Source organism: Agrobacterium sp. lyk4-40-TYG-31 (genome assembly GCF_030209855.1).
Taxonomy (GTDB): Bacteria; Pseudomonadota; Alphaproteobacteria; order Rhizobiales; family Rhizobiaceae; genus Agrobacterium; species Agrobacterium vaccinii.
Genome location: NZ_JARVRE010000004.1, coordinates 690,543 through 713,174, shown reverse-complemented (window position 1 = coordinate 713,174; position 22,632 = coordinate 690,543). Strand labels below are relative to the sequence as shown.

Below are 22,632 nucleotides of genomic sequence, written 5' to 3'. Positions count from 1 at the left end.
GATAGGTTACAGCCGTCAGCCTTTGCCATAAATCTCCAGCCAGTCCAATGCGGCAAGCGCGAGATTATGCGTCGGCGATCAGGTCTTCGTCAGATTTTGCAGTTTCTGCACCGCCGTATCGGGATTTTCGCCGTAGGCAATGGTTCCGGCGAAGCGTCCCTTTGCGTCGAGCAGAATGACGGAAGCGGTATGATCCATCGTGTATTCGCCGCTCGGGTCCTTGTCGTCCACCGGCACCTTCTTGGCGTAGATGCGGTAACCCTTCAACGTCTCGGCAATCTTATCCGGCGCGCCGGTGATGCCGGTGATGCGCTTGGAGACATTGGAAATGTACTGGTTGAGAATTTCAGGCGTGTCACGCTCAGGATCGACCGAGACGAAATAGGCCTGCATCTTGTCGCCTGCCGGATCGACCTTTTCCATCCAGCCATTCAGCTCGAACAGCGTGGTGGGGCAGACTTCCGGGCAATGGGTAAAGCCGAAGAACAGCGCGGTCGGCTTGCCCTGAAAGGCTTTTTCGGTAATTGGCTGGCCGTTCTGCGCAACCAGCTGGAAAGGCGTGCCGTAGATTTCCTCGACCATCTGATCGCGGCTCTTGGTCAGTTCCATCGTCAGCCAGGCCATGACGCCCATCAACACGACCACGGCACCCCAAAGCGCAATGCGAATATTTTTCATGCCATTCCCCGATCAGCACAGAACCAGCCTATGCGCCGCTTCTATCTCACGGTGCCGCCTGTCTGCAATTCAAGAAGAGGGTGATCGCGGCCAATGCGCTGATTTGTCTCAAAAACACCAGGCGATGCCGCTTTGCACGGAAGACAGGAAAATATCCGTGCCATGCCGTATCCAGCCCTGAAACGTGAAGATGGCAAGCAACAACGCACCGAATGTGGCGGCGGCAATGCCAAGCATTTTGACGGGACTGGCCAGTAACTCTCTCATCTCACAAATATACTCGCAAAAATGCCCGCGTGAAACAACGAAGATGTGATGTTTAAAGCCTGACGTTAGGAAAAGTTAAATGGTTTTTGCGCATGATCATCGCCAGCGGTCCGCATAAGCGCACGACATGACGTCACCGGGACATTGGTCCGACACCGCATTATGTTCCAAACCACATTCGGCCAGCCAAGAGAGCCGTCAGGAAAAGTGCGACCATGTCGAACGCCATCAAACAATCCGGCGCATATCTGGAAATCGTGTCCTTTCATCTCGGCGATCAGGAATTCTGCATCGACATCATGGCGATCCGCGAAATTCGCGGTTGGGCGCCGGTGACACCGATGCCACACACACCGCCTTACGTTCTCGGCCTCATCAACCTTCGCGGCGCGGTTATTCCCGTCATCGACATGGCGTGCCGTCTGGGCATGAAGATGACCGAACCATCCGAGCGCTCCGCCATCATCGTCACCGATATCGGCGGCAAACTGGTCGGCCTGCTGGTCGAACAGGTCTCAGACATGATGACCATCAAATCCGAAGACCTCCAGCCTGCGCCTGAAATCATCCCCGAAGAGCAGCGCAACTTCTGCCGCGGCATCGTAGCACTAGAAAAGAGCATGGTCTGCTTCCTCAACCTCGACACCGTCATCGCCGACGAGCTTTCGCGCGAAGCCGCTTGAGGCCAAATACAGTTCCAAACGCAAACGGCATTTAGTGACCACCTCTCCTCCGTCATACCGGGCCTGACCCGGTATCCAGCAGCGCCGCGTCTGCGGTGCGAAAGAGCCCTTCGACCTGACAGACGTCAGGTCACTAGACCCCGCATCAAGTGCGGGGTGACGGAGAGTGAGTAGGTCGCCTAAAACCTTACTGCTTGCCCTTCGCCCACGTCACCGTCTGCCCATAAAGCGGCACCGTGGAAATCGCCATCTTGGCCGAACCATCCGTCAATTCGCGGGTGTGAACAAGGTAGATCAGCGTGTCGTTGGCCTTGTCGTAGATGCGGTTCACGACCATCTTTTTCCACACAAGCGACATGCCCTGCCGGAAGACTTCCTCGCCCTCCTTGTCCAGGTCGATATCGCCCACCTCGACCGGTCCGGTCTGGCTGCAGGAAATCGCGTTGTTGGAAGGGTCTTCGAACCAGTTGCCGTTTTTCAAACGGTCGATCACACCACGGTCGAAATAGGTAACGTGACAGGTCACACCCTTGACCTTGGGATCGGCGATGGCCTCGACCACGATGTCGTTGCCGGTCCAATCGACACCAACCTTGCCGACAACCTGCGCAACTGCGGCAACCGGCAACAGGGCAAGGCCCGCAACCATAAGAGAACGAAACGCTTTAGCCATAACCCAAACCCTCACATGAACTGCCATAGAGATAGGTCTGCGCAGGCGCACAACAAGACGTGATATCAGCGTTTTCTCATGGTGCAGGGTGCATAGCCGGTTGCATGCAGTCGCCCGGCCACCATGCCGATCTTTTCGGGGATGTGGTGGATGTGTTCGACGGCAAGCGCTTTGGCCGCCGCAATCGATGCCGCCGCACACACTACCGCATCTTCGGCAGCATTGTGGTGCACGAAGCGCAATTGCAGATGGTGAGCAATGATGTTGAGCTTGTGCGATGGCAGCGACGGCCAGACACGTTGCGACATCTTCACGCTGCAAAAATAGGACAGCGACGGATAGCTCTGGCGATATTTGTCGAAACTTGCCCGCATGACGCTGAAATCGAAGGCCGCATTGTGCGCAATCATCGTCGAATCGCGGAGATCATCGATGAACTCGTCCATCACCTCGGGAAATTCCGGCGCATCTTCCACATCGCCGGGTTTGATGCCGTGAATCGCCACATTGAACGGCGAAAACCGCATATCTCTGGGGCGGATCAGCCGCTCTTCTACCCGAACGATCCGTCCATCCTCAATCCACGCCAGTCCGACGGAGCAGGCGCTGCCACGCTCTTCATTGGCGGTTTCGAAATCGATGGCGATGGTCTTCAAGGCGTGATTCCCGTTTGCTCTTGCACGGCATAAAGCAAACAAACGCGAAAATGAACTGCCCCCAGGAATCGGGTGGTCACGCGCATGTCAGCGGATTACACAAAGGCCGGGATAAATGGCGAGGGACATCAAACGTGGCCGTGCATAAACAGATGAATGCGAGTGAATGGGCCCTGCTGGTTGCCTTGTCGATCCTTTGGGGCGGATCGTTCTTCTTCGTCGGCATCGCCGTCAAGGAACTGCCGCCAGTGACTATCGTGACACTACGTGTCTCGATCGCAGCACTCGCCCTACTCACCGTCTGCCGCATCATGGGCTATCGTATGCCCAAAGCGCCCCAGGTGCTGCGCTCCTTTTTCGGCATGGGTCTGCTCAACAACATCATCCCCTTCTGCCTCATCGTCTGGGGCCAGACCCACATCGCCAGCGGCGTCGCATCCATTCTCAACGCCACCACGCCGCTTTTCACAGTCATCGTCGCGCATCTGCTGACGAACGATGAGAAGCTGACCATCAACAAGCTCGCAGGCATCATCATCGGCTTTGCCGGGGTCGCAACCATGATCGGCCCGGCGGCACTGACCGGCGAAAGTTCCAGCCTCTGGGGCCAGCTCGCCATTCTCGGCGCGGCAATCTCCTACGCCTTCGCAGGCATCTTCGGCCGTCGATTCAAGGCCATGGGCGTGCCACCGCTGGTCACTGCCACCGGCCAGATTTCCGCATCCACCATCATGCTCATCCCGCTCGCCCTCATCATCGACCAGCCATGGACGCTCGCAATGCCAAGCGGCGAAGTCTGGGCCGCTCTGCTCGGCATCGCCCTCCTCTCCACGGCCCTCGCCTACCTCATCTTCTTCCGCATCCTCTCCTCAGCCGGTGCCACGAACCTGGCGCTTGTCACCTTCCTCATCCCCGTCAGCGCCATTCTGCTGGGCTCCCTCGTGCTGGGCGAACAGTTGGAAGCGAAACATTTCATCGGCATGGCAATGATAGCTGGTGGATTGGTTGCGATTGATGGGCGGGTGTTTCGCAAAAAAATATCCGAGAAGGTGCTGTAACGGCTGCAGGATAAATCGAAGCTACCCCGCAATCAGCGCCAGCCACTCGTCCTCATCCATCGTCTGCACGCCCAGCTCTCGCGCCTTGTCCAGCTTGGAGCCCGCACCCGGTCCGGCCACCACGTAATCTGTCTTCTTGGACACGGAACCGGCCACCTTGGCACCGAGGCTTTCGGCGCGGGCTTTGGCCTCGTCGCGGGTGAATTTTTCGAGCGCACCGGTGAAGACCACCGTCTTGCCCGCCACAGGGCTGCCGTCCGTCGTTGGCTGTTCGGCTTCCTTCGGACGCAGTTCCTTCATCAGCCGATCGATGACGTCGAGGTTACGTGGCTCCTTGTAGAACTCCACGATGGCGCGGGCCACGACTTCGCCAATGCCGTCGATGCTGTTGAGCTCGTTCCAGGCGTCGCCGGTCAAGTCGGCGGCGGCCTTCATCGCTTCTTCGAAATGCTGATAGGTGCCATAGCTGCGCGCCAGCAGTTTCGCAGTCGTTTCGCCCACATGGCGAATACCGAGTGCGAAAATCAGCCTATGCAGATCGATCTCACGGCGCGCATCGATGGCGTCGAGCAGCTTCTTCACGCTGGTCTTGCCAAAGCCGTCGATGTTCTCAAGCTTGGTGAGATGCGAGTCTTCCTGCCGCTTTTTCAGTGTGAAGATGTCAGGTGCGGTTTTCACCGAAAGGGCCGGATCTTCGCTTTCGAAGAAGAAATCGATCTGCTTGGTGCCGAGACCCTCGATATCGAAGGCGTTGCGCGAAACGAAATGCTTGAGATGCTCCATCGCCTGCGCACGACACACGAAACCGCCGGTGCAGCGGGTCACCGAATCCAGCTTGCCGGTTTTCTCGTTGCGTTCGCGCACCGCATGACTGCCGCAGACCGGGCATTTCCTCGGGAATTCATAAGGCACTGAATCCGTCGCCCGCTTTTCCAGCAGCACATCCAGCACCTGCGGAATGACATCCCCCGCCCGCTGCACGATAACCGTATCACCCACGCGGATATCGTGATCCTCGGGGCGAATACGCTCGCCATTGTTGCCGATGCCTTTGATATAATCGGCATTGTGCAGCGTCGCGTTGGTGACGACGACACCACCGACCGTGATCGGTGTCAGCCGCGCAACCGGCGTCAAAGCGCCGGTGCGGCCCACCTGTATCTCGATTTTCTCGACGGTCGTGAACGCCTGTTCCGCCGGGAACTTATGCGCTGTCGCCCAGCGAGGGCTGCGGGAGCGGAAGCCAAGGCGCTCTTGCAAATCGAGGCGGTCCACCTTGTAGACGACGCCATCGATATCGTAATCGAGATCAGGTCTCGCGATGCCGATTTCCTGATAGTGTTCAATCAATTGCTGGGCGGAAGTGAATCGCTTCATGAACGGATTGACGGGAAAGCCCCATTCCCTGAACTTTTCCACGATGCCGAATTGCGTATCGGCAATGCGTGTCGGCTGTCCGCCGTTGGAAACCTCGCCCAGAGCATAGGCAAAGAAGCGCAGCTTGCGCTTGGCGGTTACATTCGCATCCAGTTGCCGCAGCGAACCGGAGGCCGTGTTGCGGGGGTTGACGTAGGTCTGCTTGCCCTCGGCTTCCATCTGCGCGTTCAGCGCCAGAAAGTCGCTCTTGGCCATATAGACCTCACCGCGCACCTCCACCACATCGGGAGCGCCCTTGGGCAAGCTGTTGGGGATTTCCGTGATGGTCAGGATATTGGCGGTCACGTTCTCACCCGTCGTTCCATCGCCACGGGTCGCCGCCGTCTTCAGCTTGCCGTTCTCGTAGCGGATCGACATGGAGAGGCCGTCGATCTTCGGCTCTGCGGTAAAAGCAATCGAATCATCCGGCAGGTTGCCGAGAAAGCGGTAGACCGAGGCCACGAAGTCCTGCACGTCCTCATCGGAAAACGCATTGCCGAGCGACAGCATGGGCCGCGCATGGACGATGGGCGCGAAGGTAGGCAGAGGCGCGAAGCCGACCTTTTTCGAAGGGCTATCTGCCCTCACAAGATCGGGGAACGCCGCTTCTATGGCGTCGTTGCGGCGCTTCAGCGCATCATATTCGGCATCTGAGACCTCCGGTGCATCGTTGCCGTGATAGAGCGCGTCATGTCGGGCAAGCTCTGCTGCCAGAAAGGCAAGCTCGGCAGACGCCTCAAGCTCGGACAGTTTTTCAACAGGGGTCTGGTCTTGGGACATGGGGCTCGCCTCGTGCAGGAATCGAAGTTGTTTTTAACGCAGCTAGCCCACTTTTCAACGCCCAGCTTTCGCGTAATCTGATTTCCGGGAGTGAGCAGCAACGGGGATACAACCATGGACATGACGACGCTCATCGCATTCGCCGCCGCATTCTTCGTTTTTGCCGCCAGTCCCGGCCCTGATAATATGACCATCATCGCGCGAACCATCACCCACGGCGCGGCATCCGGCCTTGCCTATGGCGCAGGAACCGTCGCCGGCATCCTCATTTTCCTGACGCTGGCCGCCTTCGGCCTATCCATCCTTGCCGCCGAAATGGGAACGGTGATGACGGTCCTGCGCTATGCGGGCGCGGCCTATCTGATCTGGATGGGCGTCAAATTATGGACGGCAGAGCCCGTCGTGCCGGAACTGCAAGCGGTGAAAGCGCGCGGCAACCTGCTGTCGATCTTCGCGACCGGCATGGCGCTCAACCTCGGCAATCCGAAAATGCCGCTGTTTTATGTGGCGCTGCTGCCGAACGTGGTTGGAGCCTCGCTGACGGTGGATCATCTTGCCGCGCTGGCAGGCGTCATTCTGGGCGTTGAAGCCCTCGTCATCGGCGGCCATGTCGCACTCGCCGTGCGCGCCCGCACGTTGCTGAGCTCCGAAAAGATCGTGCGGCGCGTCAATCGTACCGCAGGTGGCGTGATGATCGGTTCTGGCGTAGCAGTGGCGGTCAGCCGTTAATCCTGCGCAGCCAGCAACTTGGCAGCCGCCGCCCTCGCCTCATCCGTCACCGAGGCACCGGCCAGCATGCGGGCGATTTCTTCGGTGCGGTGTTCGGGCTGCATGGTGGCAACGCGGGTTGCGATACGTTCCGTGCCGTCGCCGGAGGGGCCCTTGGAAATCAGCAAGTGCGTGCCAGCGCGTGCCGCGACCTGCGGGGCGTGGGTGACAGAGAGAACCTGCACGGTTTTCGACAGGCGCTTCAAGCGCTGGCCGATGGCATCTGCCACCGCGCCACCAACGCCCGTGTCGATTTCGTCAAAGACCAGCGTAGGCGCCGAACCACGATCTGCCAAAGCGACCTTCAGCGCCAACAGGAAGCGCGACAGTTCACCACCCGACGCCACTTTCATGATCGGTCCGGGACGTGTGCCTGGGTTAGTCTGAACGTGGAACTCTACGACATCGATGCCATCAGCCGAGGCAGACGCCGCATCGCTCGTCACTTCCACGGTGAAGCGCGCGCGCTCCAGCTTCAACGCCGGAAGCTCGGCCATCACGGCTTCGGAAAGCGCCGACGCCGCGTTGTGGCGTTTTTCGGAAAGCGACAGTGCGGCACGGTCGAAATCGACCTTTACCACGCCAAGCTGCTTTTCCAGCTGCCCCAGTCTTTCCTCACCGGCATCCAGATCGGCCAACTCGGCCACCATGCGCTCGGCAAGTCCGGGAAGCTCCGTGACCGGCACGGAATATTTGCGACCGGCAGCGCGCAGCGCGAACAGCCGCTCTTCGACGCGTTCCAGCTCGCGTGGATCGAATTCCGTGCGGCGAAGGGCTGCCTCGACTTCCATCTGCGCGTTCGACAGGCTGTCGAGTGCAGCATCCAGCAACTGCACCGTTTCTTCCAGCAGGCCTGGTGCTTCGTGGCTCTTGCGTTCCAGACGGCGCATCATCGACGCAATCATCGGAACTGGCGATGCGTTGCCATTGAGAAACTCGCTGGCCTCACCGATATCGCCGGCAATACGTTCGGATTTCTGCATTACGCCACGGCGCTCGGCAAGCTCGTCTTCCTCACCATCGAGCGGCGACAACACTTCAAGCTCTTCGACCGATGCCCGCAGATAATCGGCCTCGCGGGCCGCAGCTTCCACCTTGGCGCGGTGCACTTTCAGGCCGCGTTCGGCATCTTTCCAGGTGCGATAGAGCGCCTGCATGGCCGTGGCTTCATCGGTCAACCCGGCAAAGGCATCCAGCAGCGTGCGGTGGGCGTTAGTGTCCACTAGCGCACGGTCGTCATGCTGGCCGTGGATTTCCACCATGTGCAGGCCAAGCTGGCGCATCAGTTGAACGGACACGGCCTGATCGTTGACATAAGCCTTGGTGCGGCCATCGGCGGATTGAACGCGGCGGAAAATCAGGTCGCCATCATCATCAAGACCGTTTTCGCGCAGAAGGGCCCGTGCGGGATGCTCCATGCCGACTTCAAACGTCGCAGTCACCTGCCCCTTGTCTTCGCCATGGCGCACAAGGCCGCCATCGCCGCGCCCACCGAGCGCCAGCGACAGACTGTCGAGAAGAATGGATTTACCGGCACCCGTTTCGCCAGTCAGCACGGAGAGGCCCGCCTCGAACCCAAGGTCGAGCCGTTCGATCAGAACGATGTCGCGGATCGATAGCTGGACCAACATGGCTTATGCTCTGTCCTCAGGCTCCCACCAGTTTTTTACCGGCACGGGAAATCCAGGATTCCCTGTTTTCGCGAGGCGCAAGCCCCTGCCCCTTCAACAGTTTGAAGGAATCGTCGTACCACTGGCTGTCAGGATAGTTGTTGCCGAGAACAGCAGCAGCCGTCTGCGCTTCATCCGCAAGGCCCATGGCGTAATAGGCTTCGGTCAGACGAGCCAGCGCTTCTTCGATCTGGTTGGTGTTCTGGTATTGCTCCACCACGATTCGGAAGCGCGATACGGCGGCAAGATATTCCTTGCGCTCGAGATAGTAGCGGCCAACCTGCATTTCGCGACCGGCAAGCTGGTCGCGTGCAAAGCGAATCTTCGCCTGCGCATCTGCGACATATTCCGAATCGGGGTAATCGTTGACCACCTTGTTCATCGCCTCGATCGTGCGCTGTGCAGCGCGCTGATCCTGCGTCACGTCGGCAATCTGCTTGGAATAGGCCAGACCGATCATGTACTGAACGTAGGCCGCATCCTTCGCACGGGGATATTGCTTGAGAAAGCGCGTGCCGGATGCAATCGCGACTTCATTCTTGTTCTGACGGGTGGCGATGAAGGTGTTCATCACCAGCGCCTTCTGGCCCCACTCAGTGAAAGGATATTGCTTGTCGATGGCCGAGAACTTGCGACCGGCTTCGGTCATGTTACCGGCATTCATGTTGGCGAGGCCCTGCTTGTAGAGCACGTCAGGCGGATCGGTTTCGACGCCGAGCTTGGTGATGTCGATGTCGGGGTCGGACTGGCAAGCTGTCACCAGTGTTCCGGCGCCAATCAGCATGAGCGATACGAGCGCTCCCCGTACCGTTCCATTCATCGCACCAGACACTACACGCTTCATTCGTTAGTTCCCACTTCCGCGTAAATACAGAACATCGGCTTTTCCTGTGGCGTGTTTCTAGCCATAAAAGCGTCCGCAGGGCAACGCAATGATGACGCAATAACGCATTTTTATGGCATGGCACGTCGTAGCCGATGTTTATCTGAAGGCTTGCATCGCCATTTTACTGTGTTTTCCGGTCGCGATACAAAAAAGCCGCCCACACGGACGGCTTTTTATTTTTTGTGTCTATAACTCACGCCGACCAGGGCGCAAACTCGGACTGCTGGATGGCAACGAATTCCCGTGCGCGAACCACCGGGCTGCGAGCACCGGGAGCCTCGACGATCTCATAGGCAGACGAATCGTTCAGCAGCGCCTTCAAAGCATTGGCATTGACCTTGTGGCCACCGCGATAGGAACGGTAGCAGCCGATGAACTGCGTGCCTGCAAGGGCCAGATCGCCCACGGCGTCCAGCGTCTTGTGACGGACGAATTCGTCCTTCTCGTAACGCAGGCCTTCCATGTTGATCACGGTGTTGTCGTCGGAAATGACGACGGAATTTTCAAGCGAGGAACCCAGCGCATAACCCGCGGCCCACAGACGCTCGACATCACGCATGAAGCCGAATGTGCGGGCGCGCGACAGTTCGTTCTTGAATGTATCGGGCGTCAGGTCGCCCTTCCAGATCTGGCGACCGATCAGCGGCGTATCGAAATCGATTTCGACTTCGAAGCGCGTGCCGTCATAGGGGCGGAACTCGGCCCAGGATGCACCGGCCTCGATGCGCACAGGCTTCACGATGCGGATATAGCGGCGCTTTACGCCGAGGTTCTCGATGCCGACTGATTCGATGGCTTCGATGAAAGGCATAGAGCTGCCATCCATGATCGGTACTTCAGGACCGTCGACTTCAACGATGAGGTTGTCGATGCCCATGGCGTAGATACCGGCCATGACGTGTTCAACCGTCGCAACAGACTGCGCGGCCGAGCGACCGATGACGGTGCACAGGTCCGTATTGCCCACATTGGCGGAAACGGCCTTGACCTCAACGGAGGTGCCATTGTCGAACTGGCGACTGAACACGATGCCCGTACCCGCTTCCGCAGGCTGGAATGTCATGGATACCGGGTTGCCTGAATGCACGCCAATGCCCTTGAGCTGAACGGGGTTGGCGATCGTTGTCTGGAAACCGAGCAGTCCGATGGTCATGCGAGTCTTGCCTTTTCATGTGAACCCGCCTGCTAACCCGACATGGCCCAAATTTCAACAGAGGGGAATAATCATCGGAGAAACCGCGTTATATTCTCGTCTCATCGTCATACATACGCACAGTGGATGCCTATCTCAAATCACTGTTGATTTCGCTTTGTAACAGACCCAAATCTTTGAAAAATCTAATCTAAAAGGCAGCAATCACGGTCTTTTAAGACAACAATACCCGGGCCTTGAAGACCCGGGTATCGGCATTACAGAGAATCGGCAGATCAGTTGGACTGGCGGCGAAGGAACGCCGGAATCTCAAGCTGGTCGTCCTCGTGCTGGCTGGCAGACGAAGGCGTCTGACGGCCATGATCGTCCAGATTGCCACGGCGCGGTGCGTAGAGGCTGGCTTCCTGAGACAGCGGGCGACGCTGCTGAGTGGCCAGGCTTGGCGCGTCCATCATGTCGGATGGAACGGCTTCTTCCTCTTCGCGACGACCGAGCGAATTGGTGATCCGCTTCAGAAGGCCCATCGGGCCACGCTCTTCAGGAACAGCCGATGCCGGGTGGGCGCGGTGATCCATCTCAGCCTTGACGACTGGAGGGAAGTCCTCGACCTTCGGCATGCGGACCGGCTCTGGCGCGCGGGCGACAGGGGCTGGCTCGTGATAAACCGGTGCCGGTGCCTGCTGCATGCGGGGTGCAGGTGCTGCCACCTGTTCCGCCGCATGGTAAGCAGGCACTGGTGCGGTGTGCACTGGTGCTGCGGGGCGAGCAGCAACCGGTGCTTCCGCTGGAGCGGCTGCGAACAGCTTGCTCTGAGGGCGGAATTCGGCTTCTGCCTGGGCCTGACGGAGACGCTGTTCAGCAGCCGCCAGTGCCATTTCCCGTTCCATTTCGGCATCGCGAATGGTCTGGGCAACAGGATCTACGGTCGTCTTTGGTGCCTGCATGACTGGGGCAGGCTGCACTGCGGCCGGAGCAGAAGCAACGGCCGCGGAAGGACGGACAAGCGGCTTTGCAGCAGCAGCCTGGCGAAGCTCTTCAGCGTTGCGTTCCATCTGGCCAGGAACGCGGTCGATGCCGGTGGCAACGACGGATACGCGGATGAGACCTTCCAGAGCTTCGTCGAATGTCGCACCCAGGATGATGTTTGCGTCTGGATCGACTTCTTCGCGAATACGGGTAGCAGCTTCGTCGACTTCGAACAGGGTCATGTCGCGACCACCGGTGATGGAGATCAGGAGGCCCTGCGCACCCTTCATCGATGTTTCGTCGAGCAATGGGTTGGCAATCGCTGCTTCCGCAGCCTGCATCGCACGGCCCTGGCCGGAAGCCTCGCCGGTACCCATCATCGCACGGCCCATTTCGCGCATTACGGAGCGAACGTCAGCGAAGTCGAGGTTGATAAGACCTTCCTTCACCATCAGATCGGTAATGCAGGCAACGCCAGAGTAGAGAACCTGGTCGGCCATCGCAAATGCGTCAGCAAACGTGGTCTTGTCGTTGGCAATACGAAACAGGTTCTGGTTTGGAATGACGATCAGCGTATCGACGGACTTCTGCAGTTCCTCGATGCCCTGTTCGGCCAGACGCATACGGCGACCGCCTTCGAAGTGAAACGGCTTGGTCACGACGCCAACCGTCAGAATGCCCTTGTTGCGGGCAGCCTGTGCGACGACGGGAGCAGCACCGGTACCGGTACCACCGCCCATGCCGGCAGTGACGAAGCACATGTGCGTGCCGTTCAGGTGGTCGATGATTTCATCGATGCACTCTTCGGCAGCAGCGCGGCCGACTTCCGGCTGCGAACCCGCGCCCAGACCTTCGGTGACGTTGACGCCGAGCTGGATAACCCGGTCGGCCTTCGTCATCGTCAGAGCCTGTGCATCCGTGTTGGCAACGACGAAGTCGACGCCCTGGAGGCCCGCCGTGATCATGTTGTTCACAGCGTTACCGCCGCCACCGCCAACGCCGAAAACGGTGATGCGTGGCTTCAGCTCGGTGATATCCGGCTTTTGCAGCTGTATCGTCATTTTAACATTCCTTCTTTCTCTGGCCGCATCGCCCCGCAGGCCAATTCTTAATCAACTCACTCAGTCCCCTGCCCGATGGGCAGACAGGGGTCAGAAACTTTCCTTCAGCCATTGCCCTACGCGGGCTATCCGGCCACTACCTGTTCCGAACGGCGAGAACATTCCGTTCTGCGCCGCATGGATTTCGATGTCCGCGATCTGCGGATAAATCATCAGCCCGCAGGCTGTGGAAAAGGCCGGGCCTTTGGCCGCGACCGGCAGGCCGGACACGCCCATGGGGCGGCCGATGCGAACGTTGCGGGCCAGAATGCGCCGCGCCGTTTCCGGCAGGCCGGTCAACTGGCTGGCTCCTCCGGTCAGAACCACGCGCTTGCCAACGATCGGGGAAAAACCCGATTTCTGGATGCGGTCGCGGATCAATTCCAATGTCTCTTCGATGCGGGCCCTCACGATGCGGCTGACGAGCGCGCGAGAAACCTGTGAAGGCTGGTCGCGGTCGTCTTCGCCAATCGGCGGAACGGCAATCATGTCGCGGTCGTCGGAACCGTTGGCCAGCGCCGAACCGTGAACGACCTTCAGGCGCTCGGCATCTTCGATCCGGGTGGACAGGCCACGCGCCAGATCGGTGGTGACGTGGTGTCCGCCGAGACCGATCGCATCGGTGTGAACCAGACGGCCCTCGGCAAAAACCGAAATCGTCGTCGTGCCGCCGCCCATGTCGATGGCCGCACAGCCAAGTTCGACTTCATCGTCCACCAGTGCTGCGAGGCCGCTGGCATAGGGTGTCGCAACAATGCCCTCGACCGACAGGTGAGCGCGGTTGATGCAAAGTTCCAGATTTTTCAGCGCCGTGCGTTCAGCCGTGACCACATGCATGTCCACGCCCAGCATATCGCCATACATGGACAGTGGATCGCGAATGCCGCGCTCTCCATCCAGCGAGTAGCCGGTTGGCAGCGAGTGCAGAATAGCGCGATCCTGGCGCAGAGACTGCTGGCTGGCGGCAATCAGAACCTTGCGCAGATCGCCCGATTCGACTTCCTGACCGCCCAGATCGATGCTGGCGGTGTAGATGTCGCTGGCAATGCGGCCTGCGGAAACGTTGACGATCAGGCTATCGACGGTGAGGCCTGCCATGCGTTCGGCTGCATCCACGGCCAGACGAATGACGCCTTCCAGCGCATCCAGATCGGCAATGACGCCGGATTTTACGCCGCGCGAACGCTGGTGACCGATGCCGATGACTTCGACCTTATGCGTGCGACCCGGCAGAACTTCGGTTTCCTCACGCGGTGTGAGACGACCGATCATGCACACGACCTTGGTGGAGCCGATATCGAGAACCGAAACCACGTGGCTGCGCTTGGAAGACAGAGGCTTCAAGCGCGGGAGACCGAAATGGGAAGAACCAAAAAAGCTCATGTGTTCTTCTCCGCCAACTTGATCGCTTTGGTGCGTGCTTCGACAGCCTTCTGGCGACGCTCGGCTGCACCTTCGGTCAGCTGCACGGTCGTGCGGTCCGAAAGGCGCAGATCGACGGCAGCCACGTCACGGGAAAGAACCTTTTCTTCCATGTCCATACGCGAAAGCAATTGCAGGGCCTTCGGAACATTCTCTTCCGGCAGCTTGACGACGATGCCGTTATCCAGATGCAGGTCCCAGCGACGTCCGGCAATGCGAACATAGGCGCGAACGCGGTTGCGAATTTCCGGCCAGTCGGCCAGCTCATCCACGAAGCTGGCAGCACCCGTTTCGGCATCACGGCCGACGAACAGCGGCAGACCGGCGTATTTGTTGTCCCGCAGCGGCGCGATCACGCTGCCACTCTTTTCGATCAACGAAAGCTCCGTGCCGTGCTGCCAGATACCGAAGGCCTGACGTTCCTTCAGACGCACTTCGATGGTCTTGGGATAAATCTTGCGGACGTCGACATCTTCGACCCACGGCAATTCTGTCAGCTTCTTGCGGGCTGCGTTCACATCAAGCGCGATCAGCGATGTCGCGCCATCAAGGCCGAGAAGCTGGAAAATGTCGATTTCGGATGTCTGGATATTGCCGGAAACCTTCACGTCCTCGATGGCGAAGCCGGCAGCCGATGTCGTGGCCTGCGCAACGACATTGGTGTGGCCACCCAGCGACATGCCGTACAGGCCAATTGCCGAGAAGAAAGCCAGCGTTGCCAGCGAGCCGGTATGCGCAGGAATGTGGATGCGTCCGGTGGCCAGCGACACACCGAAGCGAAAGCCCTTACGCAATGGACGTGGCAAAACCATGCGTTCATCGGCAGTTGCCGAAGCGAATTGCTCGCGCTTTTTCTGTCCCGGCTTTTTGCGGTTTATCGCGAACACGAAGCGTCCTCCACCATCCAACGGACAAGCTCGCCAAACGAGCGGCCCGCATGAGCTGCCATTTCGGGCACGAGGGAGGTCGGCGTCATACCGGGCTGAGTGTTGACCTCAAGCCAGATAATCTCGCCATCTTCTGAGAAACGGTCGTCGTAACGAAAGTCCGAACGGCTTACGCCACGGCAGCCAATCACCTGATGCGCCATAACCGCCAATGATTGGATTTTTTGGTAAATTTTTGGTGAAATTTCTGCAGGAATGACATGCTTTGAGCCACCCTTCACATATTTCGCATCGTAATCGTAAAATGTGTGACCGAGTGGCACCACCTCGGTGACGCCCATCGCCTCGCCATTCATGACGCCGCAGGTGAACTCGCGACCATGAATGTAGCGCTCGACCATGACCTCATCGCCATAGCGCCATTCCGACGAACCGATGATCTGCGGAGGATGCGACTGATCTTCCTTGACCATGACCACGCCGAAGCTCGAACCTTCGCGCACGGGCTTCACAACATAGGGCGGCGCCAGCGGATGCTGGTTGCCGATATCGAAACGGCTCATCAGCTTTTCCGGCGCAACGGGAATACCCGCAGCGGCAGCAACCTTCTTGGCCTGCGACTTGTTCATGGCAAGCGACGACGCCAGCACGCCCGAATGCGTGTAGGGAATTTCGAGATATTCGAGGATGCCCTGAATGGTGCCGTCTTCACCGTAGGGACCGTGGAGCGCGTTAAAGGCAACGTCGGGGCGCAACTTCGAAAGCGTCGCAGCGATATCACGGTCCACGTCGACACGTGTAACCTTGAAGCCCTCGCCTTCCAAGGCGGATGCGCAAGCCTCTCCTGTCGAGAGGCTGACCGGCCGCTCGGAAGAAAACCCACCCATAAGAACAGCGATATGTTTGCCGCTCATGACAACCTCTGACACCAAAAACACCTGACCAAGACAAGCGGACCATAAACCTGCTCCGCGATTCTCTTGCCCGCTCCGTGGCAAACACTTAAGCGCCATTAAGGTTAATGAAGTGTTTACTTTCGTTAACCGAAACGACCAGCGACGCAATTTTTCTTAAAGAATCACATCAACCCCGGATTCCCTCCTTGGAATCAGAGAGTTGGCGCCAATGCAAGATTCAGAATTTCAACGGGATGAAATAAAATCGTTGCGCGGACGAGAGATCACAGCCAGGAAAGCAAGATCGATTCGTTAAGATTCGCCGCTTTTCCCCAGCCATTTTTGGCAATTGCCGATGCGTTTACCGCGGGCTTTTGTGCCCACCTCCTACTTCATTCTATAATCACGCCGAATGGAGGCACGCCTAAATGAGAGAGAATTCAATATGGCACAGCATTGCCGGTGGCAGGGAAATGCTGGACTGGTTTAGCGGTACCCATCAATTTCACGATGCGCTCTTGCAGGAGCTTGTCATAAGGGGAGACGGCACGGGTTCATTGCGGATCAACACGTCGATCCTCACAGATGCGGTCGATGAAAATGGCTTTCTTATTTCTGAAAAGCATGCGGACGTAATCCTCAATCTGGGTGGCATTCACACCGTCAACCTGACTGACCTGGATATGATGCCCGGTATCATTTTAATGCTGGACATCACCCAAACCGGCTCGCTCTTCAAAATCGAATGGGCCGCGAGCTATGGCGTAAACGGTCATATCATTGCCAGGCACCTCGATTTTTCGTTCACGCCAAAACCCGCCGAACCACACATCACATGAAGCAAAACGACGCGCGAACACCGATAATCGTCCATTTTTTCCAGAATATTGCGTTTTAACCGTTTCAAAGGATCGAAAATTGCGTTAACGCAACCTCAACCCGGTAAAGGGTCATAAGTGTTACTTAACAATGGAAAAATCCTATGTCCGACGCGATATCCAAGGTATCGCCGACCGCTGACGCTTCGAACGATGTAAAGACAAATTCGCCTGCACGAGTTCTTACTGCCAGCGTGGTCGGCACGACCATCGAGTTCTTCGACTTCTACGTTTATGCGACCGCAGCAGTGCTCGTGTTCCCGACGTTGTTTTTCCCCAACAACGACCCGATGACGGCGCTTCTGGCGTCTTTCGCCACGTTCTCCATCGCTTTCTTCGCCCGTCCGCTGGGGGCCGTGGTCTTCGGCCATTACGGCGACCGCGTGGGCCGCAAGACGACGCTCGTCGCTGCGCTTCTGACAATGGGTGTCTCCACCGTCATCATCGGCCTGTTGCCATCCTATGAAACCGCTGGCGTTCTGGCACCGCTGCTTCTCGCGCTGTGCCGTTTCGGTCAGGGCTTTGGCCTTGGTGGCGAATGGGGTGGTGCAGTGCTTCTGGCAACGGAAAACGCCCCTCCCGGCAAGCGCAGCTGGTACGGCATGTTCCCGCAGCTCGGCGCTCCGCTCGGCCTGTTCCTCTCGTCCGGCGTCTTCTGGCTGCTGCTTCACCTGATGTCGCAGGAAGCCTTGCTCAGCTGGGGCTGGCGCATTCCCTTCGTCGCGTCGATCATCCTCATCGCCGTTGGCCTGTGGGTACGTCTGTCGATCACGGAAACGCCTGCCTTCCAGAAGGCTATCGACAAGGAAGAGCGCGTCGCCGTTCCCGTGGCCGAACTCTTCCGCCATCACAAGCGCAGCCTGTTGCTCGGTACCTTCGTGGCGCTGGCAACCTTCGTGCTGTTCTATATCGGCACGGCCTATCTGCTGTCCTACAACGTCAAGGTTCTGAAAATTCCGTTCCTCGATGCGCTGGAAGTTCAGCTCGTCAGTTCGGTCGTCTTCGGCATCTTCATTCCCATCGCCGGAAAGCTGGCCGAACGCTTCGGTCGTCGCGAAGTCCTGATTGCCACGACCGTGTTGATCGGTGCCTTCTCGTTCCTCCTGCCCGGCCTGATGACCGGCGGCGAAGGCTCGATCTTCCTGTTCGCAGCACTCGCAATGGCACTGATGGGCATGACCTACGGCCTCATCGGCACGGCCCTCGCAGCCCCCTTCCCGACGACGGTTCGCTACACAGGCTCGTCCATCACCTTCAATATGGCCGGCATCTTCGGCGCATCGCTGGCGCCCTACATCGCCACATGGCTGCAGGTGAATTACGGCATGGGCTACGTCGGCTACTACCTCTGCGTTGCCGCGCTGATCACCCTGCTGTGCATCATGCTGTCGCGCAAAGACGAAGTCTAAGCCGTCATCTTTACGTTGAGATCGAAACAGCCGGATCAATAATCCGGCTGTTTTCGTTTGTAGAGATCACCCTGCAAGACTTTCGTCATCGTCTACGACAACATGATTGCGTCCAGATTGTTTCGCCCTGTAGAGCGCAACATCGGCACGGTGCATGACGTTCTCGAACAGCTCATCATCTCTGGGCATCGAGATACCAATCGAAATCGTGACATTGATGGAAACGCTCTCGGCCACAAAAGGCTGGGCCTCAACCGACTGTCGGCAACCCTCGCAATACGCAGAGAAATCGGCGAGCGGAATGTTTGACGTCGCAACCACAAACTCCTCACCGCCGAGCCTGCTCAAAAGCGAAGATGCCGGAAACGCCTCCGCGATGCGCCGTGCAATGCCGGATATCACTGCATCTCCAGCGGCATGACCGTAATTGTCATTAATCGACTTGAAGTGATCGATGTCGAAGAACGCCAGACAATAGTCCTCGTCCAGATGCTTTGCATCGGCATGCAGCCCCGCCCGGTTCCGCAGACCTGTCAGACCATCCGTATGGCTGAGATGTTTGTAGCGCTCATGGGAAATGGAAAGACATTTCACCTGCTTGGCGATGATATGCGACAGCACGAACGAGATCGGAAACGTGATGAAAACGGTCAAAGTGCTGCCAACCCATAAAGCTGTCTTGGGGTTGGGAACAAATCCTAGGACAATCAACGTGCTGAGTGCGGTTACGTTGAGGACAAGAGCGATCAACGTAACCGTTATTGAGAACGCAGATGCAAAACGCAGCGGCTGGAGTGTAGTGCGATCTTTGGACGTGGCTAGACGAAACAAAAGCGGGGGCAACAGATAACTGCCCGGCATCGTTTCATTGTCAGCTACCAAGGAACGCCTCTACTTCTCTCCCCGGCATGAACAAGCCGAGGCGCTTGATTTCCCATTCCAGGCGAATGCCCGCATGTTCGAACACGCGCTTGCGCACCGCTTCACCCAGATATTCAAGATCGTAGCCCGTCGCGTGACCGGTGTTGATCATGAAATTGCAATGCAGCGACGACATCTGCGCGCCGCCGATGACCATGCCGCGACCACCCGCCTCATCGATGAGGCTCCAGGCCGAATGACCCTCGGGGTTCTTGAACGTCGATCCACCCGTCTGTTCGCGGATCGGCTGAACCGTCTCGCGATGGTGGCGAACGGCGTCCATGTCGGCGCGGATTTTCGCGCGGTCTTCCGGGTGGCCTTCGAACAGGGCACCTGTGAAGATCAGATCCTTCGATGCTTCGGAATGGCGATAGCTGTAGCCCATATCCGCATTGGACAGGGTGTGCTGATTGCCCTGACGGTCCACCGCGTAAACCTCGACGACGCGGTCCTTCGTCTCGCCGCCATTGGCACCGGCGTTCATGCGCAGCGCGCCGCCGATGGAACCGGGAATGCCATAGTAGAAATGGAAACCGCCGATGCCGTTATCCATCGCCATGGCCGCGATGTGCTTGTCCGGGCAGATGGCACCGGCCTTGATGCGGTTTTCGCCAGCCAGTTCCACCTGGCCGAAGCCTTTGGCGGACAGACGAACGACGACACCGGGAATGCCGCCATCGCGGACCAGCAGGTTGGAGCCGACGCCGACAACCGTTAGCGGAACGTCTTCCGGCAGGATTTTGAGGAAAGCGATCAGGTCATCCACGTCATGGGGCTGGAACATCAGTTCCGCCAGACCACCTGCCCTGAACCACGTTACGCGATCCATCGGCGAATCCGGCGTCAAACGTCCTCTGAGTTCCTTTACTCCGTCGCCGAGTCTCTCCAGCAACTTTACCCCATCCACCTGTCTCATGCAGACTTTCCTGAAATGCTATCCAATTCTGAGGGCAGCACTGCCGCCCACTGCGTAATATTACCTGCTCCCAAAAGAACCACGAAATCACCAGGTTTCGCAATGCCTGCAACTGTCTTTGCCAGATCGTCGCGGGAAGAGAGGTGGCGCGCATCGCGATGGCCCGCAGCTCTAGTGGCTGAAACGAGCGTCTCGGAGTTCACACCCTCGATGGCATCTTCGCCCGCCGCATAGACCGGAGCAAGAAGAATTGTGTCGGCATCGTTGAAACAATGCGCAAAATCTTCAAACAGGCTGGAAAGGCGCGAATAACGGTGCGGCTGGTGCACAGCGATGATGCGACCGCTGCATGCTTCACGCGCGGCCTTCAACACGGCTTTGATCTCGACGGGGTGGTGGCCGTAATCATCAAAGACCTGCACGCCGTTGGATTCGCCCGTCAGCGTGAAACGGCGCTTGACGCCGCCGAAGGAGGCGAGCCCCTTCTTGATGTCTTCAACAGAAATGCCGAGACGGTTGGCGACCGCAATCGCAGCCGTCGCATTCGAGACGTTGTGACGACCGGGCATTGGCAGCACGAGATCAGTGAAAGTGAAAATCTTGCCCGTGCGGCGACGGCGGATTTCCACGTCGAAAATCGACTTGGTCCCGTCGATACGGACATTGGAGAAGCGCACGTCGGCCTGCGGGTTTTCACCGTAGGTGATGACCTTGCGGTCTTCGATCTTGCCAACCAGCGTCTGCACTTCGGGATGGTCGATGCACAACACGCCGAAACCGTAGAACGGCACATTTTCCACGAACTGGCGGAATGCGGCACGCACGGCGTCGAAATTGCCGTAATGGTCCAAATGCTCAGGGTCGATATTGGTGATGACGGCGACATCGGCGGGCAGTTTCAGGAACGTGCCGTCGGATTCGTCGGCCTCCACCACCATCCACTCGCCCTCACCCATGCGCGCATTGGTGCCGTAAGCGTTGATGATGCCGCCATTGATGACGGTCGGGTCGAGATTGCCCGCTTCCAGCAGCGTGGCGACCATGGAGGTTGTCGTCGTCTTGCCATGCGTGCCACCGATGGCGATGGCATTGCGGAAGCGCATCAGCTCGGCCAGCATTTCGGCGCGGCGAACGATCGGTAGATGCTTTTCACGCGCTGCCGCCAGTTCCGGGTTGTTCTTCTTGATCGCGGTGGAAACGACCACCACCTCGGCATCGCCGAGGTTTTCGGCAGCCTGTCCGACGAAAACCTCGATGCCCTTGTCACGCAAACGCTGCACATTGGCGCTGTCTGCCTGATCGGAGCCCTGCACGCGGTGGCCGAGATTGTGAAGCACCTCGGCAATGCCGCTCATGCCGATGCCGCCGATTCCAATGAAATGGACGAGTCCTATGGCTTTCGGCATCTTCATGGATGCACTCCTTCTTTATTTTTTGCTTTAAATTGCTGAACGGACTGACCAGCCGCAATCGCCTCTACCAAATCGGCCAAACGCTGCGCCGCATCCGGCTTGCCGGTCGCTTTCGCAGCCGCAGCCGTGTTGGCCAGACGATCAGGATCGTTCATGGCATCGCTCAGCAGGGATGATAGTTTTTGCGGAGACAGTTCGGACTGCTTGATAACGCTTGCACCACCAGCCGCAGAAAGGGCTGCGGCATTGGCGGCCTGATCGTGGTCGAGAGCATGGGGATAAGGCACCAGCACCGACGGACGCCCGATGACGGAAAGCTCCGACACAGTTGACGCACCCGAACGGCTGATGACGAGATTGGCACCCGCGATCCGCTCTGCCATGTCGCCAAAGAAGGGCGAGACGTCTGCTTTCACATCCAGCTTCGCATAGGAGGCGATAACGCTGTCCTTGTCTTCCGGGCGCGCCTGTTGTGTCAACGAAATGCGAGAGCGCATCTCGTTCGGCATCAGGCAGATGGCGGCGGGCACGGCGCCGGAAAAGAACTGCGCGCCCTGACTTCCACCGAACACGACGAGCTGGAACGGCTGACCGGCTCCAGACGGCGCGTAAGCAACGTCGGCAGCCGTCAGCACGGCGGGACGAACGGGATTGCCCGTCGTCACGGTCTTGTCGGCATAATCGCCCTTGTTTTCCGGCAGGAAGCCTCCGGCGATAGCCTTCACACGCTTGGCCAGCGCCTTGTTGGCGCGACCCATGACGGCGTTCTGCTCGTGGATGATCGACGGTACGCCAAGACCCGTTGAAGCCAGCAGCGGCGGCACGGTGGGGTAACCACCAAAACCAACCACAGCGACCGGCTTCAGCTTGGTGACAAGACGGCGGGCAGCGCGAAGGCCGGTCCACAGCTTCAGCAGCGCCTTGGCAACCGAGATAGGGTTCTTTGAGCCGATGGTGGCCGAGGGCACGACGTGAATTTCATCGGCGGGAAATTTGCCCGCGTAACGTTCGGCACGGCTGTCGGTCACCAGATGCACGGCGTAACCGCGCGCCTTCAACTCGTATGCCAGCGCCTCTGCCGGAAACACATGGCCGCCGGTTCCCCCGGCGGCTAGCAGAACGATGCCTTTGCTCATA

General features: G+C 58.5%; 21 protein-coding genes. 5 read left to right on the top strand and 16 right to left on the bottom strand.

The features are described 5' to 3' along the window. Positions 1–78: 78 nt before the first annotated feature. The gene (locus QRN55_RS08630; protein WP_284776402.1) at positions 79–678 is read right to left on the bottom strand and encodes an SCO family protein; all 600 of its coding nucleotides are present in this window, start codon (positions 676–678) and stop codon (positions 79–81) included. A gap of 108 nt (positions 679–786) precedes the next feature. Beyond that, entirely contained in the window at positions 787–945 is a 159-nt protein-coding gene (locus tag QRN55_RS08625) for a hypothetical protein (RefSeq protein WP_284776401.1), read from the bottom strand. A gap of 215 nt (positions 946–1,160) precedes the next feature. Here QRN55_RS08625 and QRN55_RS08620 point away from each other — a divergent pair, with 215 nt between their 5' ends. Next, positions 1,161–1,628, top strand: a complete 468-nt coding sequence (locus QRN55_RS08620) for a chemotaxis protein CheW (protein ID WP_045228851.1) — start codon at positions 1,161–1,163, stop codon at positions 1,626–1,628. A 187-nt stretch (positions 1,629–1,815) separates the two neighbouring features. Here QRN55_RS08620 and QRN55_RS08615 read toward each other — a convergent pair whose 3' ends face one another. Then, positions 1,816–2,301, bottom strand: a complete 486-nt coding sequence (locus tag QRN55_RS08615) for a CreA family protein (RefSeq protein WP_112498698.1) — start codon at positions 2,299–2,301, stop codon at positions 1,816–1,818. A 65-nt stretch (positions 2,302–2,366) separates the two neighbouring features. After that, a complete protein-coding gene (locus tag QRN55_RS08610) occupies positions 2,367–2,957 on the bottom strand; it encodes a 3'-5' exonuclease (RefSeq protein ID WP_284776400.1) in 591 nt (196 codons plus the stop codon). 152 nt (positions 2,958–3,109) lie between these two features. On the opposite strand from QRN55_RS08610, the gene QRN55_RS08605 reads away from it, so the two are divergent. Further along, on the top strand, positions 3,110–4,015 hold the full coding sequence (locus QRN55_RS08605; protein WP_284776628.1) for a DMT family transporter: 906 nt from the start codon (positions 3,110–3,112) through the stop codon (positions 4,013–4,015). A 21-nt stretch (positions 4,016–4,036) separates the two neighbouring features. On the opposite strand, the gene ligA is transcribed toward QRN55_RS08605, so the two are convergent. Beyond that, a complete protein-coding gene (ligA, locus tag QRN55_RS08600) occupies positions 4,037–6,211 on the bottom strand; it encodes an NAD-dependent DNA ligase LigA (RefSeq protein WP_284776399.1) in 2,175 nt (724 codons plus the stop codon). 114 nt (positions 6,212–6,325) lie between these two features. On the opposite strand from ligA, the gene QRN55_RS08595 reads away from it, so the two are divergent. After that, complete coding sequence (locus tag QRN55_RS08595; RefSeq protein ID WP_284776398.1) at positions 6,326–6,940, top strand: LysE family translocator; 615 nt, start codon at positions 6,326–6,328, stop codon at positions 6,938–6,940. On the opposite strand, the gene recN is transcribed toward QRN55_RS08595, so the two are convergent. The 7 genes from recN to QRN55_RS08560 form a co-directional block, all read right to left on the bottom strand. Continuing rightward, positions 6,937–8,610, bottom strand: coding sequence for a DNA repair protein RecN (gene recN, locus QRN55_RS08590; RefSeq protein ID WP_284776397.1), 1,674 nt, complete (start codon positions 8,608–8,610; stop codon positions 6,937–6,939). The genes QRN55_RS08595 and recN overlap by 4 nt on opposite strands. Before the next feature lie 16 nt (positions 8,611–8,626). After that, the gene (locus tag QRN55_RS08585; protein WP_111837963.1) at positions 8,627–9,493 is read right to left on the bottom strand and encodes an outer membrane protein assembly factor BamD; all 867 of its coding nucleotides are present in this window, start codon (positions 9,491–9,493) and stop codon (positions 8,627–8,629) included. A gap of 235 nt (positions 9,494–9,728) precedes the next feature. Further along, a complete protein-coding gene (lpxC, locus tag QRN55_RS08580) occupies positions 9,729–10,688 on the bottom strand; it encodes a UDP-3-O-acyl-N-acetylglucosamine deacetylase (protein WP_111837962.1) in 960 nt (319 codons plus the stop codon). A gap of 275 nt (positions 10,689–10,963) precedes the next feature. Then, on the bottom strand, positions 10,964–12,715 hold the full coding sequence (ftsZ, locus tag QRN55_RS08575) for a cell division protein FtsZ (protein ID WP_284776396.1): 1,752 nt from the start codon (positions 12,713–12,715) through the stop codon (positions 10,964–10,966). Between the two features lie 90 nt (positions 12,716–12,805). After that, a complete protein-coding gene (gene ftsA, locus QRN55_RS08570) occupies positions 12,806–14,137 on the bottom strand; it encodes a cell division protein FtsA (RefSeq protein ID WP_045228841.1) in 1,332 nt (443 codons plus the stop codon). Next, positions 14,134–15,063, bottom strand: coding sequence for a cell division protein FtsQ/DivIB (locus QRN55_RS08565; RefSeq protein ID WP_502871304.1), 930 nt, complete (start codon positions 15,061–15,063; stop codon positions 14,134–14,136). The genes ftsA and QRN55_RS08565 overlap by 4 nt, the downstream gene beginning before the upstream one ends. Further along, positions 15,051–15,977, bottom strand: a complete 927-nt coding sequence (locus tag QRN55_RS08560; protein ID WP_111837959.1) for a D-alanine--D-alanine ligase — start codon at positions 15,975–15,977, stop codon at positions 15,051–15,053. Before QRN55_RS08560 ends, QRN55_RS08565 begins: the two co-directional genes overlap by 13 nt. Before the next feature lie 455 nt (positions 15,978–16,432). On the opposite strand from QRN55_RS08560, the gene QRN55_RS08555 reads away from it, so the two are divergent. Continuing rightward, positions 16,433–16,798, top strand: coding sequence for a hypothetical protein (locus tag QRN55_RS08555; protein WP_284776395.1), 366 nt, complete (start codon positions 16,433–16,435; stop codon positions 16,796–16,798). 143 nt (positions 16,799–16,941) lie between these two features. Further along, positions 16,942–18,246 (top strand): MFS transporter, encoded by a 1,305-nt coding sequence (locus QRN55_RS08550; protein ID WP_111837957.1) that lies wholly within the window; start codon positions 16,942–16,944, stop codon positions 18,244–18,246. Positions 18,247–18,312: 66 nt separating this feature from the next. Here the strand turns inward: QRN55_RS08550 and QRN55_RS08545 are convergent, their stop codons facing one another. The 4 genes from QRN55_RS08545 to murG form a co-directional block, all read right to left on the bottom strand. After that, on the bottom strand, positions 18,313–18,900 hold the full coding sequence (locus tag QRN55_RS08545; RefSeq protein ID WP_284776394.1) for a GGDEF domain-containing protein: 588 nt from the start codon (positions 18,898–18,900) through the stop codon (positions 18,313–18,315). Between the two features lie 217 nt (positions 18,901–19,117). Further along, positions 19,118–20,083 carry a UDP-N-acetylmuramate dehydrogenase gene (gene murB, locus QRN55_RS08540; protein ID WP_112498689.1) on the bottom strand — a complete coding sequence of 322 codons (966 nt, stop codon included), beginning with the start codon at positions 20,081–20,083 and terminating at the stop codon, positions 19,118–19,120. Beyond that, the gene (gene murC, locus QRN55_RS08535) at positions 20,080–21,495 is read right to left on the bottom strand and encodes a UDP-N-acetylmuramate--L-alanine ligase (protein ID WP_065697902.1); all 1,416 of its coding nucleotides are present in this window, start codon (positions 21,493–21,495) and stop codon (positions 20,080–20,082) included. The genes murB and murC overlap by 4 nt, the downstream gene beginning before the upstream one ends. Continuing rightward, entirely contained in the window at positions 21,492–22,631 is a 1,140-nt protein-coding gene (gene murG, locus QRN55_RS08530) for an undecaprenyldiphospho-muramoylpentapeptide beta-N-acetylglucosaminyltransferase (protein ID WP_284776393.1), read from the bottom strand. The genes murC and murG overlap by 4 nt, the downstream gene beginning before the upstream one ends. Position 22,632: the final 1 nt, after the last annotated feature.